This is a genomic window from Rhodomicrobium sp. R_RK_3, from assembly GCF_002198715.1.
In the GTDB taxonomy this organism is placed as follows: domain Bacteria; phylum Pseudomonadota; class Alphaproteobacteria; order Rhizobiales; family Rhodomicrobiaceae; genus R-RK-3.
The window spans coordinates 1-15,902 of the sequence record NZ_MWLK01000031.1; the positions used below are offsets into that span (position 1 = coordinate 1).

The 15,902-nt window shown below is 66.5% G+C and carries 13 protein-coding genes and 1 pseudogene; 5 read left to right on the plus strand and 9 right to left on the minus strand.

What is annotated here, in order from left to right:
• Positions 1 to 37: 37 nt before the first annotated feature.
• The gene (locus BLEFHOIH_RS17790) at positions 38 to 1,609 is read right to left on the minus strand and encodes a Do family serine endopeptidase (protein ID WP_088347518.1); all 1,572 of its coding nucleotides are present in this window, start codon (positions 1,607 to 1,609) and stop codon (positions 38 to 40) included.
• A 312-nt stretch (positions 1,610 to 1,921) separates the two neighbouring features.
• On the opposite strand from BLEFHOIH_RS17790, the gene BLEFHOIH_RS17795 reads away from it, so the two are divergent.
• The 3 genes from BLEFHOIH_RS17795 to BLEFHOIH_RS17805 all read left to right on the plus strand — a co-directional run bounded on the left by BLEFHOIH_RS17795 (position 1,922) and on the right by BLEFHOIH_RS17805 (position 5,302).
• A complete protein-coding gene (locus tag BLEFHOIH_RS17795) occupies positions 1,922 to 2,695 on the plus strand; it encodes an SDR family oxidoreductase (RefSeq protein WP_170937238.1) in 774 nt (257 codons plus the stop codon).
• A 72-nt stretch (positions 2,696 to 2,767) separates the two neighbouring features.
• On the plus strand, positions 2,768 to 3,298 hold the full coding sequence (locus BLEFHOIH_RS17800; protein ID WP_088347377.1) for a dihydrofolate reductase family protein: 531 nt from the start codon (positions 2,768 to 2,770) through the stop codon (positions 3,296 to 3,298).
• Between the two features lie 285 nt (positions 3,299 to 3,583).
• Entirely contained in the window at positions 3,584 to 5,302 is a 1,719-nt protein-coding gene (locus tag BLEFHOIH_RS17805; RefSeq protein ID WP_170937239.1) for an ADP-ribosylglycohydrolase family protein, read from the plus strand.
• Here BLEFHOIH_RS17805 and BLEFHOIH_RS17810 read toward each other — a convergent pair whose 3' ends face one another.
• Positions 5,303 to 5,845: a GNAT family N-acetyltransferase gene (locus BLEFHOIH_RS17810; RefSeq protein WP_088347379.1), complete on the minus strand. Its 543-nt coding sequence runs from the start codon at positions 5,843 to 5,845 to the stop codon at positions 5,303 to 5,305.
• A 185-nt stretch (positions 5,846 to 6,030) separates the two neighbouring features.
• On the opposite strand from BLEFHOIH_RS17810, the gene BLEFHOIH_RS17815 reads away from it, so the two are divergent.
• Positions 6,031 to 7,839: a CHASE3 domain-containing protein gene (locus BLEFHOIH_RS17815; protein ID WP_245297079.1), complete on the plus strand. Its 1,809-nt coding sequence runs from the start codon at positions 6,031 to 6,033 to the stop codon at positions 7,837 to 7,839.
• A 2-nt stretch (positions 7,840 to 7,841) separates the two neighbouring features.
• Here the strand turns inward: BLEFHOIH_RS17815 and BLEFHOIH_RS17820 are convergent, their stop codons facing one another.
• Complete coding sequence (locus BLEFHOIH_RS17820) at positions 7,842 to 8,075, minus strand: hypothetical protein (protein ID WP_088347381.1); 234 nt, start codon at positions 8,073 to 8,075, stop codon at positions 7,842 to 7,844.
• A 288-nt stretch (positions 8,076 to 8,363) separates the two neighbouring features.
• Here BLEFHOIH_RS17820 and BLEFHOIH_RS17825 point away from each other — a divergent pair.
• Positions 8,364 to 9,453: pseudogene (locus tag BLEFHOIH_RS17825) on the plus strand (ATP-dependent DNA ligase).
• An 18-nt stretch (positions 9,454 to 9,471) separates the two neighbouring features.
• Here the strand turns inward: BLEFHOIH_RS17825 and BLEFHOIH_RS17830 are convergent.
• From BLEFHOIH_RS17830 to mmsA, 6 genes are read right to left on the minus strand one after another with little or no spacing between them, the layout of a single operon-like run.
• Positions 9,472 to 10,488 (minus strand): aldose epimerase family protein, encoded by a 1,017-nt coding sequence (locus tag BLEFHOIH_RS17830; RefSeq protein WP_245297080.1) that lies wholly within the window; start codon positions 10,486 to 10,488, stop codon positions 9,472 to 9,474.
• Between the two features lie 23 nt (positions 10,489 to 10,511).
• Positions 10,512 to 11,162, minus strand: a complete 651-nt coding sequence (locus tag BLEFHOIH_RS17835; protein WP_088347383.1) for a 2-dehydro-3-deoxy-6-phosphogalactonate aldolase — start codon at positions 11,160 to 11,162, stop codon at positions 10,512 to 10,514.
• Positions 11,152 to 12,090: a 2-dehydro-3-deoxygalactonokinase gene (locus BLEFHOIH_RS17840; protein WP_280950385.1), complete on the minus strand. Its 939-nt coding sequence runs from the start codon at positions 12,088 to 12,090 to the stop codon at positions 11,152 to 11,154. The genes BLEFHOIH_RS17835 and BLEFHOIH_RS17840 overlap by 11 nt, the downstream gene beginning before the upstream one ends.
• Entirely contained in the window at positions 12,087 to 13,082 is a 996-nt protein-coding gene (araD1, locus tag BLEFHOIH_RS17845; protein WP_088347385.1) for an AraD1 family protein, read from the minus strand. The genes BLEFHOIH_RS17840 and araD1 overlap by 4 nt, the downstream gene beginning before the upstream one ends.
• An 11-nt stretch (positions 13,083 to 13,093) precedes the next feature.
• The gene (gene mmsB, locus BLEFHOIH_RS17850) at positions 13,094 to 14,296 is read right to left on the minus strand and encodes a multiple monosaccharide ABC transporter permease (RefSeq protein ID WP_088347386.1); all 1,203 of its coding nucleotides are present in this window, start codon (positions 14,294 to 14,296) and stop codon (positions 13,094 to 13,096) included.
• Positions 14,297 to 14,298: 2 nt separating this feature from the next.
• Entirely contained in the window at positions 14,299 to 15,810 is a 1,512-nt protein-coding gene (gene mmsA, locus BLEFHOIH_RS17855; RefSeq protein WP_210191690.1) for a multiple monosaccharide ABC transporter ATP-binding protein, read from the minus strand.
• Positions 15,811 to 15,902: the final 92 nt, after the last annotated feature.

A 15,902-nucleotide genomic window follows, 5' to 3' on the forward strand; every position in this document is an offset into this window, starting at 1 on the left:
GGACGGGCTTCTCTGCTTCGCGGGGGGTGGGGGAACTCTACGCGGCGGCGGGCAGCGCCACATAACGCTCGGCGTCGCCCGAGCGCACCAGGGCGAGGGCCTTGCTGCGGCCGCGCGCCTGGGCGTCGGCGAGGGCTTGGCGCATGTCCTTGGCGGACGAGATGTCGTGCTCGCCGACCTTGAGGATGACATCGCCTTCCTGGATGCCGACATCGGCGGCGGCGCCGGCCGGATCGACATCGGTGACGACGACGCCCGCCTTGCCGCGCCCGTTGGGGTTCGGCGCCGGGGCGACCGACAGGCCGAGCTTGCCGAACTGCTCCGACTTCGGCTCGGCCTTCGAATCGGCCTTGGCGACCTGGAGCTTGGGCTCATCCTTCAGCTCGCCCAGCAGCACGGCCAAAGGCTGCGCCTTGCCGTCGCGGATGACGGTCAGCTCGGCCTTGGTGTTGGGGGCCATGCTGCCGATCATGCGGGCGAGGCCGCGAGCGTCGGGGACGATCTTGCCGTCGACCTGGGTGATGACGTCGCCCGCCTTGAGGCCCGCCTTCTCAGCCGGGCTGTCGGCCTGCGGCTTGGAGATGATGGCGCCCTTGGCATCGGCGAGGCCGAGGCCTTCGGCGATATCGGTCGTCACCGGCTGGATCTGCACGCCGAGCCAGGCGCGGTCGAGACGGCCCTTGTCGCGCAGCACCGGAATGACGGCCTGCACGGTGGTGGTCGGGATGTCGAAGGCGATGCCGACCGAGCCGCCGGACGGGCTGAAGATGGCGGTGTTGACGCCGATCACTTCGCCGTCGAGGTTGAAGGTCGGGCCGCCGGAATTGCCGCGATTGACCGCCGCGTCGATCTGGATGAAGTCGTCATAGGGGCCGGAGCCGATATCGCGGTTCTCGGCCGAGACGATGCCGGCCGTGACGGTGCCGCCGAGCCCATAGGGATTGCCGACCGCCAGCACCCATTCGCCGATCTTGGGCATCGATGCCGCCATCTTGACGAAGGGGAAGTCGCTGCCGCCCTCGACCTTGAGCAGGGCGAGGTCCGTCTTGGGATCGGCGCCGATGATCGTGGCGCGATGGGTCTTGCCGCCATCGGTGACGATCTCGATCTTGGAAGCGCCATCGACGACGTGATTGTTGGTGACCGCGTAGCCGTCGGCGGTGATGAAGAAGCCGCTGCCGAGCGCCTTGACGCGCTCTTCCTGCGGACGGCCGTTATTGGGGCCCTTGCCGCCCTTGCCATTGCGGAACTGGTCGAAGAAATGCTCGAAAGGCGTGCCCTTGAACGGGTTTTCGCCCTGCCCCGGGCCGTTCGGCTGGTCGTCCTCATCCTGGGCGGTGCGCAGGGACGGGTTGATGTCGACCTGCACCGAGAACACCGCCGGCTTCACGCGCTCGACGAGGCTGGTGAAATTGGGCATGCCGAATTGCTGGGGCGGGGTCTGCGCCTGCTCGACGCTCAGCACCGGCGTCGCGGGGGCGGCTCCGGCATAATGGGTCAGGCCGACGCCGGCCAGCAAGGCCGCCGCGCTGACGCCGACGACAAGTTTGCGCATCATGTTCGAACGCGTCGGCTGCGAAGGACGCGGCGTGTCGTTAGGGGTTGTCATGTGACAGGGCTCCACAAAGCTCGGCGCGAACGCATCGCGCGGGATCTTGGACGGGATGATCACAGAGCCAACCTTGCCGTTATGTGGACGGTTGCATAACTTTTTGTAATGCGCGCCGCCTTGTAACGGCGACGGGCCCGCCCATTCGCGGAAACCCTGCCTGGGGGCCCAAAGCCCCGCATTCCGCCATTCCGGTCGCGCCTGCGGCATCGTCGACACGCGTTACAAATGCAACCAGTTAGGCGCTCGGAGCAATCGCAACGCAACTGGCCGGAACCAACCTCCAACCCAATCAGGATTGCGAGGTGTTCCATGCAAAACGGTGCGAGGCAAAGCGCGAAAGTCCGCGCAGTGATCATCGGCGGCAGCAAGGGGATCGGCAAGGCGGTGGCCGAAAGCTTCCTCGCGGAGGGCGCCTCGATCGCCATCGGGGCGCGGGACGTAGCCCGCCTGCGCGCGGTGCAGGCGGAATTGTCCGCCTTCGGCGAGGTCCATGCGGAGCCGTGCGATGTCGCCGACGCCGCGTCGGTGGACCGCTTCATGGGCCACGCCGCCGATGCGCTCGGCGGCATCGATGCGCTGATCAATTGCGCCACCAGCCTGTCGATCGTCGACGATGAAGGCGGCTGGAGCGCGGCATATAATATCGATCTCATGGGCACCGTGCGCAGCCTGAAGGCGGCCGCCCCGTACCTGAAGCAGAGCGATCAGGCCTCGGTGGTGAATTTCTCCTCGGTCAGCGCGCGCCAGGCTTTTCCGGACCGGCTGCCCTACGGGGCCATGAAGGCGGCCGTCGAGCAATACACCGCCAGCGCCGCCATCCTTTATGCCGAGGCGGGCATCCGGGTGAATTGCCTCGTTGTCGGATCGACGGAATTTCCGGGCGGCATCTGGGACCGCGTCCGGCAGACGGATTTCGCCAAATACGATTCCACCCGCAAGCGCATTCCGCTCGGCGGCTTCGCCCGCCCGAACCACATCGCCGACGCCGTGCTGTTCCTGACCTCCAGCCATGCGAGCTGGATCACTGGCCAGTGCCTCGTCGTCGATGGCGGCCAGACCGCCGGCGCGCCGCCGCTGGTCTAGGGGCTCCAACCCCACTTTTGCGAAATGCCGGCTCAAGCTATTGTGCGTTCCCCGCGGCGGAGAACTTGCAGCATGGCTAAGCTCGTCTTTGGAATGAACCAGTCCCTGGACGGCTATGTCGACCACGATGCATTCGCGCCTGACCTGGCGCTCTTTCGTCACTGGATCGAGCACGTGCGCGACCTGACGGGCAGCGTGTACGGCCGCCGCATGTACGAGACCATGCGTTATTGGGACGAGGACCGTCCCGAGTGGAATGCCGAGCAACGCGAGTTCGCGGCGGCGTGGCGGCGCCTGCCGAAATGGGTCGCATCGCGCTCGCTGAAGTCCGTCGGCCCCAATGCCACGCTTGTCGGGGATGATATCGGGGGCGTGGTCCGTGACCTGAAGGCTGGGCTGTCCGGGGAAATTACAGTTTCAGGACCGGACCTCGCGCGAAGCCTGGCCGAGCTTGGCCTTATCGATGAATATCGCCTCTATTTCCACCCCGTCGTGGTCGGTGGCGGCAAGCCATTTTTCGCCGGACCGCGCCCGCTGCTGCGGCTTGTTTCCACCGATCGCCTTGGCGATGGCGTGATCCGGCTGACCTACGTTCCCGCTTGATCTCTCGCCAGACGGACGCTCTGGCGCGTCAGCTTCAGGTAACGGACCACCGCACATACGGGTGAAAAGCCGCGCCAGTCGGCCGGCGCCCGTGTTCTCGCCACAATTGCAATGCAGGTGTACTCGCTTCGAAAAACAACCTGCGAGTGTCGTTTGTCCTTGCCGCATGGTCTGCGGACCGCATTGTGCCTCCTGGCTTTAAGCCTGACCGGCCTATCCCCCCACGCTTCAGCCGAGCCGCGAGCCAGTCTCGACGCCACGGCCTATGAGCAGCAGTTGCGCGGCATGTGGCTGGCGCAGAGCATCGCCAATTGGACCGGCCTCATCACCGAGGGCGACCGGACCGACAAGCCGTTCTACACGGATGAGGATTGGGGCGGCCTCAGCGATTTCCACCGCCGCATCGGCTTCGTCTTCCAGGATCCCTGGCGCGCCGACGACGACACCGACGTCGAATATATCCTGCTGCACCTGATGAACGAGTACCACACGACGCTGCTCAGCCCGCAGCAGCTCGCCGATGGCTGGGACACCTATTTTCGGCGCGAGGATTTCGTCTGGATCTCCAACCTCACCTCGCTGCGGCTGATCCGGCGGGGTGCGCTGCCGCCGGCGACGGGCATGGGCGCGGTCAACGCCGCCAACGACCCCAAGGAGGAGATGAGCTACCTGATGATCGACGCCCAGCTCACCACCGAGATGTGCGGCGCGCTCGCCCCCGGCATGCCGGTCTATGCCCTGCGCATCTGCGACCTGCCGATCCGCAACACGGCGGCGAGCTATGCCGCCCACGCCGCGCAGGAATTCGTGCTGCTTTACGCCCTGGCGCCCGTCGCCGATCCCGCGCTCAGCGACCGCGACAAGGTGATCTGGCTGGCCACCGAAGCGCGCAAATACATCCCCGACACGTCAAAAACCGCCGACATTTTCGATTTCGTGCTCGGCGAGTTCCGGCGCATGTGCCCGGCGCAGGACGCGCCAGGCTGCGACGATTGGGAGGACACACGCGACCGCATCGCCGAGCGCTACCAGCTCCAGGCCGACGGCAACGGCTTCAAATATTACGACTGGTACGATTCCGCCGTGAATTACGCGACCGGCATGATGGCGCTGCTCTACGGCCAGGGCGATCTGAAGCGCACCATCCGCATCGGCACGCTGTCGGGCTGGGATTCCGACAATGGCACCGCCACCATGGGCGGCGTGCTCGGGCTGATGAACGGCTATGACTGGGTCGCCGCGCAGTTTCCGGGCCGGGCGCTTTCGGACCGCTACAGCATCCGCCGCACGCGCAGCCACGAGTTGCCCGACTACCTGCCGCGCGACCGCGCCGCCGAGGACAGTTTTACCATGATGGCCGCGCGGATGCGGCCGCTGGTCGTCGAGGCGCTCGGCAATGGCGGCGGCGGCGTCGATGGCGGCACCTACCGGCTGCCCGCGCTGCCGGCGTCGAACCAGGTCGAGCTGACGCCGACGACAAAGCTCTATCGCAGCAGCGCCAACAACCGTCTCCGTCTCGCCGGCGGCATTGTAACCGCGTCCAGCAGTGCGGACCCGAGCGAGGAGCGGGCCGGCCCCGGCGTCTTCGCCGATGGCGTCGAGGAGGATTTTTCGGGACGGGAGCCGTCCGCGCCTTCGGACGAGTTCTGGGGCATGGGCGACGACGTCACCTTCACGGTGAGCTATAGCGAGGACGTGCCGATGAAGATTCTGCGCTTCATCGAGGGCGGCGCGCATGCCAATGCCGTCGGCTGGTTCCGGACCGTGAGGCCGCAGATGCTGGTCAATGGCGCCTGGCAGGATCTGCCGGCCGGCGCGGCCCCGTCGGCCAAGATCACGGCGGCCCCCTACCAGATCATCGACTGGACCTTGCCGGAAACGCTGCCGGTCTCCGCCATCCGCCTGCGCGGGGCGACGGCGGGCGGCTTTGCCAGCATCATCGAACTCGACGCGCTGTCCGACATGGCGCACCCGCCAGCCCCCGCGGAGCTTGCCGGACAATAGCTACCGCTCCCGTGCCCGCCACAGCTCCCGCGTCAGCTCCCAGATCTCGGAGGGCAGACGGCCCGAGACGTAATCGCGCTCCTCGGTGCCGATCAGCCGCGCATTCTGCTGCTCCGAGATGCGGCGCGAGGCCAGGTTCGGCGCGGCCTTGCACACGACCAGCCGCTCCTCGCCCAGCACCTCGAACCAGAAATCCGTCACCGGCGCGCAAGCCTCGGTCATCAGCCCCTGCCCGTGCCAGGGCACGCCCAGCCAGAATGCGCGGTTGTCGTTCTGAGCGCGAGTCAGCTCGATGGCGCCGATCAGGTGCTCCGGGCCGCCTTTCAACAGGATCGCCCAGATCCATTTCTCGCCGCGCGCGACCGCCGGCAGCGCCCCATCGCGATAGAATTGCAGCGCGCCATCCTCCGGATAGGGCCAGGGCAGCCGCGCATTCAGGTATTTCACCACGTCCCAATGCGGGAAATAGGTCTGGGTCGCCGCGGCATCGGCAAGGCGTAAGGGGCGCAGGACGAGCCGCGCGGTCTCAAGCACAGGGGTCATGCGACGCCACGCTCCTTTGCTCTTGGGGGCCGATTGCGTTAGCACTATCGCTGCGGCGGCGCGGCTTTCTCCACTTGCGGAAATGATGCCCGATGGTATTACGCTTTGCCAGGCACGACGAGGACGATGCGTTAGGGGCGTTCAGACCAATGGTTCAGCAATCGCTCACGGCCGTCAGGGAACGCATGCCCGAGGCAGCCGCCCTTGCCCTCGGTTTGATCTTCGCGCTGACGATCTGGCTCGGCTTCCGCTATGTCAATCAGGCCGATCTGGTCCGTCACACGCTCGAAGTGCAAACCAAGATCTCACGCATCTGGTCGCATATGCAGGATGCCGAGATCGGCCAGCGCAGCTATGTGCTGACCGGCGAGGACCGCTTCCTGCAGCCCTATTACGACGCCAATCAGCACATCTGGAGCGATTTGGACGCGCTCGCCGCGCTCACGTCGGACAATCCCGCCCAGGCACGCGCGGTCACCGAGACGCGCCCGCTGATCGGGCAGCGCCTCGCCTTCGCCAACGAGACCATCGCACTGCGCCGCCGGGGCGATTTCGACGGCGCGCGAGAAAAGGTGCTGTCCGGCCAGGGCACGGAGATGATGCGCAATCTGCGCCAGCGCTTCGAGCGGCTGCGGGCGGCGGAATCGGACCTGCTCGCTGCGCGCGAGGCTGCCGCCCAGAGCACGATCTACGCGCTGACCGGCGCGATCGCTCTCGGCGTCATCGGCATGCTCGGCGTGCTGATCGGCTGGATCGTGCATTCGCGCGGCACCGCGCGGGCGCTTGCCCTCACCAATGCCGCGCTCGTCGAGACCATCGCGGATCGCGAAGCCGCCGAGCTGCAGATTCGGCAGATGCAGAAGATGGAGGCGGTCGGCCAGCTCACCGGCGGCATCGCCCATGACTTCAACAACATGCTGGCGGTCATCATCAGCGGCGTGGGCCTCGCGCAGAAGCGCCTCGCCAAGGGCGAGCCGGGGGTCGACGAGTTCCTGTCCGGCGCGATCGAGGGCGCGCAGCGGGCGGCGACGCTGGTCAAGCGCCTGCTCGCCTTCTCCCGCCAGCAGCCGCTCGCCCCGGTCAGCCTCGACGCCAATAAATTCGTTGCCGGCATTTCCGAGCTGATCTCGCGGGCGCTCGGCGAATCCATCCGCATGGAGACCATTCTCGGCGGCGGCCTCTGGCTGACCCATGCCGATTCCGCCCAGCTCGAGAATTCCATCCTCAATCTGTGCGTGAACGCTCGCGACGCCATGCCCGATGGCGGCCGCCTCACCGTCGAGACCGCCAATTGCCATCTCGACGACCGCTATGCGCGCCAGCATCCGGGCGTTCCGGCCGGGCAATATGTGCTGATCGCCGTGAGCGACACCGGGCAAGGCATGACGCCGGACGTGCTGGCCAAGGCCTTCGATCCGTTCTTCACCACCAAGGACGCCAGCAAAGGCACCGGCCTCGGCCTCTCCCAGGTCTTCGGCTTCGTCAAGCAATCGGGCGGCCACGTCAAGATCTACTCGGAGCCCGGCCAGGGCACCACGGTGAAAATCTACCTGCCGCGCCACTACGCGCCCGCCGACAACCGGCCGCCCGCCAATCCGATCCTCGCCGAACTTCGCGGCACCGAGTCCATCCTGCTGGTCGAGGACGAGCTCAGCGTGCTGACCCTCACCGCGACCAGCCTGCGCGAACTCGGCTATACCGTGCTGGAGGCCACCCACGCCAATGAGGCCGTGCGCCAGCTCAAGAACGGCGCGCGCGTCGATCTCCTGCTGACCGATATCGTCATGCCGGACGTCAATGGCCGCAAGCTCGCCGATCAGGCGCTCGCGCTGCGGCCGGGGCTGAAGGTGCTGTTCATGACCGGCTTCACCAAGAACGCCGTCGTGCATAATGGCGTGCTCGATCACGGCGTGCATTTCCTCGCCAAGCCCTTCAGCATCGAGGAACTGTCGCGCAAGGTGCGCGAGGCGATCGAGACCGAAATCCACGCCTGACCTCAGCCTAAAGGCGGCGCGGCCCGCAAGATCAGCAATTCCTTGTTCAGAAGCTGCCGGTGGATGATCATCTGGTCGAGGATTTCCAGATAGGTCGTGAGCACGTCCGTCGCCTTTTCCCGCTGGGCGCCCTCGGAATTGGCCACATGCGACCGCTGCAGCGCCACCCGCGCCTCGGCCTCCTGCAAATGCAGGTCCGACAGGGCTATGTGATCGAGAATTTGTTGCTCTCGCATGGCGCGCTCACTGGTGAGGCTGCAATCCCCGGTGATGCTAGCAGATTTTCATGGGAAGGGTGCTTAAATGACCGCGCGCCTTGGAATTGGGTAGCGTTTTCCAGGACACCGCGTCAGCAATAGCGCGCCTCGCGGCAGGTGGCGGTCGTGAGATTGCCGCCGCGAGGAAAAATGCCTGGCCAATAAAGTGGCCGCTGATCGTCTCAGCCATGAAATGTCCGGTCACCGGGGCGCGCAAAGAACCAAAGCGTAACGGCTGCGTTGTCCCGTGCCACTTCCGGATCGAGGATTCATGTGACCGCTCCCCAAAAGCCGTCGGCCGCCCGGCCGAAACGCAGCGCGAACCCCGCTGGCGACGCCGGCTTCGCCCTGCCGCTCGACACCCAGCCCATGGAGGCCCGCTCCGCCGAGGCGCTGCCGGAGGGCAAGGGCTGGCAGTTCGAGCCCAAATGGGACGGCTTTCGCGCCCTCGCCTTCAAATCCGGCGACCATGTCGAGCTGCGCGCCAAATCCGGCAAGCCGCTCGGCCGCTATTTCCCCGAAGTCCTCGCCATGCTGCGCGATCTGGCCGTGGACAATTTCGTGGCCGACGGCGAACTCGTCATCGAGATCGACGGGCGGCTTTCCTTCGACGCGCTGCAAATGCGCCTGCATCCGGCGGAGAGCCGCATCCGAAAGCTCTCGGTGGCGACGCCCGCCCGCCTCGTGCTGTTCGACATGCTGGCCGCCGACGGCGCGCCGCTCATGGACCTGCCGCTCACCCGGCGCAGGGCAGCGCTGGACGCTTTCGGCAAGGCGGCGAGCATCCCGAAACGCCTGATCGTCTCGCCCTATACGCGCGACCGCAAGCGGGCGGAGACATGGCTCAGCGAGTCCGGCGGCGGCACGGATGGCGTCGTCGCCAAGGCGCTGGACGGGCTGTACACGTCGGGCATCCGCTCGATGGTCAAGGTCAAGCGGCTGCGCACGGCCGATTGCGTCGTCGGCGGCTTCCGCTATGCCAGCAACAGCCGCGAGGTCGGCTCGCTGCTGCTCGGCCTCTACGATGCCGAGGGCAAGCTCGACCATGTGGGCTTCACCTCCACCATCTCCGACAAGGAGCGCCCTGCCCCTCACGCGCAAGCTTGAGGCGCTGCGGGGCGCACCCGGATTCACCGGCAAGGCGCCCGGCGGCCCGAGCCGCTGGAGCACCGAGCGCAGCGGCGAATGGGAGCCGCTGCGGCCCAAACTCGTCGCTGAGGTGCGCTTCGACCATGTCAGCGGCGACCGCTTCCGCCACGGCACCAAATTCCTGCGCTGGCGCCCCGACAAGGCCCCGCGCCAATGCCGCTTCGACCAGATTCTGCCGCCCCGAGCCGATGTCGGAGCGCCCGCGTGATGGATGAGAGCCAGCCCCTCAGCGCCCCGCCTTGCGGAAGCGGTATTCCGTGGTCTGGGCGTAGCGCTCGCCCGGACGCAGAAGCGCTTGCGGGAAATAGGGGCGATGCGGCGCGTCGGGCCAGATCTGCGGCTCGAGGCACAGCGCGGAATGCGGGGCATAGCCGACGCCGTCGAGGCCGGTGAGGCCAGCGGCGATGCCGGGGCCGTCATAGAACTGCACGCCGGGCTCGGTCGTCCAAACCTCCATGGCGATGCCGGAGCGCGCCCCTTCGACTGTCACCGCGCGCTGTAACGCGCCACGCACCGGGGCAAGGCAGAAATTGTGATCGTAGGGGCGGTGCGGCTCGCCACGTCGGACGGGCCGCGGCGCGCGGAAATCATACTCCGTCCCGGCAACCGGGATCACTTCGCCGGTCGGGATCAGCTCGCCATCGACGGGCAGGTATGCCTCCGCCTCGATCTGCATGATGTGGTTGAGCACATCCGTCCGCCCGCCATCATCGAGATTGAAATAGCTGTGATGGGCGAGATTGCAGACAGTCGGCGCGTCGGTGGTGGCGGTCAGTTCGACGACGAGGCGGCCCGCATCCTTCAGCGCATAGGTGCAGGTGACGTCGAGATTGCCGGGAAAGCCCATCTCGCCGTCGCGGGCGCGGCAGGTCATGGTGACGAAATCGGCGCCCGCGTCGGCCAGGGTCCAGAGCTGGCGGCCGATGCCCGACGCGCCGCCATGCAGCGCGTGCTTGCCGAGGAAATTCCTGTCGGCCTGATAGGCGATGCCGTCGATGCTGAAGCGGCCATCGGCGATGCGGTTGGCGAAGCGCCCGACCACCGCGCCGAAATAGGGCGAATGCGCCGGGTAATCGGCGAAATTGTCAAAGCCCAGGACCAGCGGATCGGCGTGGCCGGCGAGCCGCAGATCCTGCACCACCGCGCCCCAATTGATGATGGTCGCGCTCAGCCCGCCGCCCTGGATGGCGACGCGATGCACAGGCTGCCCGTCCGGCAAATAACCGAAAATCTCCGCGTCCACGATCCCTCCACTCCCCGGCCGCATCAGGACCGCTTGCCGAAAACCGTATCATAGGCGGCGACGACCGCCCGCGCCTTCTTGCCGATATCGGCGGCGGCCGCCCCCGGCCGGTAAAGGCTGGAGCCCAGCCCGAAGGTGCGCAGGCCGACCGCCGCGTAACTGGCGAAATCCGCCTCGGACACGCCGCCCACCGCGCCGATTTCCAGCGCCGGCGGCAGCACCGCGCGGATGGCATTGATGCCCGCAGGGCCGAGAACGCTGGCGGGAAAGAATTTCAGCGCCGAAGCGCCCGCATCGACCGCGAGCAGCGCTTCCGTCGCCGTGAAAACGCCGGGCATGGTGACCATGCCGCGCGCCGCCGCCCTAGCGATGACTTCGGGCGTGACATTGGGGCTGACCATCAGCCGCCCGCCGGCCTCGGCCAGCCGGTCGACATCCGCCACCCGCAGCACGGTCCCCGCGCCGATCAGGCAGCCGGGCGGCGCAAATTTTGCTGCCTTCCCGATCGAGACGAAGGGCTCCGGCGAATTCAGCGGGATTTCGATGGCTTCGAAACCGGCATCGATCAATTCGGCGACGACGGCCTCGGCCTCCTCCGGCCGGATGCCGCGCAGAATCGCGACCAGCGAGCGCTTCAGCTCGGGCCACGGGATGACGGCGCGCTCAGCGGGCATGTTCCTGTCTTTCCTCCGCCGTCCAGAAGGTCGATGCAGCCCGCCAGAGGCCGCGCCGCACGGCCTCGCTCGCATCGCAGACATGGACGGTCAAATCCTGGCACTCCAGCACGGCCCGGTAAAGGTCGCACAAGCCGCCCGAGGCCACCAGCACGACATCGCGCAGCGTGCCGTGCCGCACCGCCACCCCCGCCAGCTCCAAGCCGATCAGCAAGCCGGAAAGCCGCGCCGCCCCCTCGTTCGGCGGCGCAAATCCCAACAATTGGCCAGCCCGAAGCTGGAACAGCAAATTCGACACCGCCTGCGGATCGGCGAGCGCCGTCCGCGCCGCATCGAGGAAGCCGGGAGCATCCGCCGAAACCGCCGCCGCCTGATCCACCGCCGCGCTCAGGATCGAGTGGCGCGAGAGCATGGCGAACAATTCGCCCGTCATATAGGTCGAGAAGCCGTCGACCTTGCCGCCCTTCAGCCGCACCCATTTCGAATGCGTCCCCGGCATACAGACGAGCCCCTTGCCGATGCCTTGCGCCACCAGCCCCAGAAGCTGCGTCTCCTCGCCCCGCATGACGTCGGGCGCGCCGGCCTCGCGCTGGGCAATACCGGGCAGCACCCGCACGTCGCGCGGATAGGCGTCGATGATCTTGCGCGCCTTGCCGATGATGGCGGCCAGATCGGCGGGCGTGTCGAGATAGCCCGCCTCCTGCCAGCCCTGGCGCGCCCCGACCATGCCGCACATCACGACCGGAAGTTCTTCGGCGACGCCAAGCTCGGCCAGATGCCGCTCCAGCACCACGTCGAAACCGATGGCGGCGGCGCGCATCATGCCTTCGTCGCTCTGCCGCTCGGCGATGACCGTCCCGGCCTCGGACATCAGCCAGAGGCGGAAGGACGACGTTCCCCAATCGATCGCGGCGCAGAACGGTGTCAAAGGGCCGTCACCTCATAGACGGGCGGCGCGTCCTTGGCCGCGGTGACTTCGAGCGGGTTGCGCAGCGGCAGGCCGAAATCGGGCGCTTCGATCTCGAAGACATCACCCGGCTGGGCGCGGATGCCGTCGGCGAAAGACAGGGTGGCCGTGCCGAACATATGCACATGCACGTCGCCCGGCTGCCGGAACAGCCCGTATTTGAAATGATGGTGCTCCAGATTGGCGATGGTGTGGGACATGTTCGCCTCGCCGGAGAGGAACGGCTTTTCCCAGATCGGCGTGCTGCCGCGATAGACCCGCGAAGCGCCGCGAATATCGGCGGGCAGCTCGCCGACCAGGATTTCCGGCCCGAAGGAGGCCTGGCGCAGCTTGGAATGGGCGAGATAGAGATAGTTGACCCGCTCCATCACGTGATCGGAGAATTCGTTCGCCAGCACAAAGCCGAGGCGGAACGGCGCGCCATCGTCGCCGATGATATAGACGCCTGCGATTTCCGGCTCCTCGCCGCCATCATCGGCGAATTCGGGCGAGACGAGCGCCGCGCCCGGCGCGACTGCCACATGGCCGTTGCCCTTGTAGAACCATTCCGGCTGCACGCCCGCCTTGCCCGCCGCCGGCTTGCCGCCTTCGACACCCATGCGGAAGATCTTCATGCTATCGGTGAGGTTTTCGGTCTTCTCGGCGGAATGCATGGCATCGCGCGTCGCGGCGGAGCCCAGATGCGTGAGGCCTGTGCCGGTGACATGCAGATGCGCCGGATCGGGATGGGTGATCGGCAGCAGCAGGCGGCCCTCGTCATAGGCCGCTTCCAGGTCGACGGCTTCGCCGAGGCCGAGCTCGCGGATGCGGGTCGCGAGCTGGGTGCCGGCCGCCGCCACCTGCCGCGCCAGATCGTAAACGCTGGCCGCGCCCTCGACCGCATAGGCTTCGCTGCCCTCGCGCACCACGACGCGCAACCGGCCGGCCTTGTCTCGAATTTGGGAAAGCAGCACGGGGATTCTCCTCAGGCCTTGGTTTTGTTGTAGACGTCGAAAATCACGGCGGCGAGCAGCACGAGGCCCTTGATGACCTGCTGCCAGTCGATGCCGATGCCCAGGATCGACATGCCGTTATTCATGACGCCCATGATGAAGGCGCCGACCACCGCGCCGACCACGGTGCCGATGCCGCCGCTCATCGACGCGCCGCCGATGAACACCGCCGCGATCACGTCCAGCTCGAAGCCGAGACCGGCTTTCGGCGTCGCGGTATTGAGGCGCGCGGCGAAGACGAGGCCGGCAAGCGCCGACAGGATGCCCATATTGACGAAGGTCAGAAAGGTCAGCCGCTGCGTGTTGATGCCGGAGAGCTTTGCCGCGTTCTCATTGCCGCCGAGCGCGTAGATGCGGCGGCCGAGCGTCGTGCGCGTGGTGATGAAGGTGTAGACGCTGATCAGCAGCGCCATCACGATCAGCACGTTGGGGAGGCCCCGGAAGGCCGACATCAGCCAGGTCAGATAGAGGATGGCGAAGGCGATCGCGGCGTGCTTGACGACGAACACCGCGAAGGGCTCGTCGACATTGCCGTATTTCAGCGCCTGATTGCGCGAGCGCACCGCCATCCAGAGCAGCACCACCGCCGTCACGATACCGATGGCCATCGAAAACTGGTTGAACGGGCCGCTGCCGATGAAATCCGGGATGAAGCCGGAGGCGAGCAATTGGAATTCGCGCGGGAACGGTCCGATGGAGCGGCCCTCGAGCAGGCCGAGCGCCAAGCCCTTGAACACCAGCATGCCCGCCAGGGTGACGATGAAGGAGGGGATGCGGTAATAGGCGACCCAATAGCCCTGCGCCGCGCCGATCACCGCGCCGACCGCGAGGCAGATCGCCGAGGCGGTGACGAAATCATAGCCGTATTGCACCATCAGCACGGCCGCGACCGCCCCGACGAAGCCGCAGACCGAGCCGACCGACAGGTCGATATGGCCGGCCACGATCACCAGCAGCATCCCGACCGCCATGATGATGATGTAGCTGTTCTGCAGCACGAGATTGGTGAGGTTGACCGGCTTCAGCAGCACGCCGCCGGTGACGATCTGGAAGAAGCCCATGATGACGACGAGGGCGATCAGGATGCCGTATTCGCGCATATGGTGGCGGATGAAATCGCCGTAGGAGGCCGTATCGGCGGCCGTCGCTGCGTGCTCTTCATGTGCGATCGTCATAGTCACTCACCATTCGCGTTGAGGATCATGTGCATGATCTTTTCCTGTGAGGCGTCCGCCGCCGCGAGTTCGCCGACGAAGCGGCCCTCGCTCATCACCAGGATGCGGTCGCACATGCCGAGCAGTTCGGGCATCTCCGAGGAAATGAAGACGACGCCCTTCCCCGACGCCGCCAGCTCGTTGATGATCGTGTAGATCTCGTATTTCGCGCCGACATCGATGCCGCGCGTCGGCTCGTCTAGGATCAGCACTTCCGGATTGGCGTAGAGCCATTTCGAAAGCACCACCTTCTGCTGATTGCCGCCGGACAGGTTGAGCGTCTTCTGCTCGACGCTCGTTGATTTGATGCGCAGCCGGTCGCGGTAGCGGGTGGCGACGGCCATTTCCTCATTGTCGTCGATCACGCCGCCGCTGGAGATGCCGCCGAGATTGGCGAGCGGAATGTTGCGGCGGATGGTTTCGTCGAGCACGAGGCCAAAGGTCTTGCGGTCCTCGGTGACGTAGCAGAGGCCGGAGCGGATGGCGCGGGCGACGGTCGAGGTATCGGCCGGCTCGCCGCCGACCAGCACCTCGCCGGAGATGCCCTCGCCGTAGGAGCGGCCGAAAATGCTCATGGCCAGCTCGGTGCGGCCGGCGCCCATCAGCCCGGCGATGCCGACGACCTCGCCGCGCGCCACCTTGAAGCTGACATCGTCGACGACCTTGCGCCGGATATGGATCGGGTGATGCGCGGTCCAGTTCCTGACCTCGAACACCGTCGGGCCGATCGCGGCCTCGCGCGGCGGGAATCGGTCGGTGAGCGGGCGGCCGACCATGTCGCGGATGATCTCGGCCTCGGTGACGGTGCGGGCGCGCGCATCGGCGACGGAGATGCTGGCGCCGTCGCGCAGCACGGTGATCTTGTCGGCGACCTTGGAAACTTCATTGAGCTTGTGCGAGATCAGGATCGAGGAGATGCCCTTGCGCTTGAATTCCAGCAGCAAATCGAGCAGCGCGTCGCTGTCGGTCTCGTTGAGGCTCGAAGTCGGCTCGTCGAGGATCAGCAGCTTGACCCGCTTCGACAGCGCCTTGGCGATCTCGACGAGCTGCTGCTTGCCGGCGCCGAGCTGGGTCACCAGCGTGCGCGGCGCTTCCTTCAGGCCGACGCGGGCCAGAAGCTCTTCTGTTCGCGCGTAGGTCTCTGGCCAGTTGATGACGCCACGCGTCTGCACCTCGTTGCCTAGGAAGATGTTTTCCGCGATCGACAGCAGCGGCACCAGGGCCAGCTCCTGGTGGATGATGATGATGCCGAGATCTTCCGAATCGCGGATATGGCGGAAGCTGCGCTCCTCGCCTTCGAAGCGGATGCTGCCTTCGTAGCTGCCATGCGGGTAGACGCCGCTCAGCACTTTCATCAGCGTGGATTTGCCCGCGCCGTTCTCGCCGACGACGGCGTGGATTTCGCCATAGCCGACGCTGATCGAGACATTGTCGAGCGCCTTCACGCCCGGGAATGTCTTGGTGATCCCGCGCATTTCGAGGATGGGTTGCACGTCCTGCTCCAGATCTTTGAGGCTTGCCGGAGAGGCAGGCCCGGACGCGCCGGACCCGCCGCTTCAAACAGGCG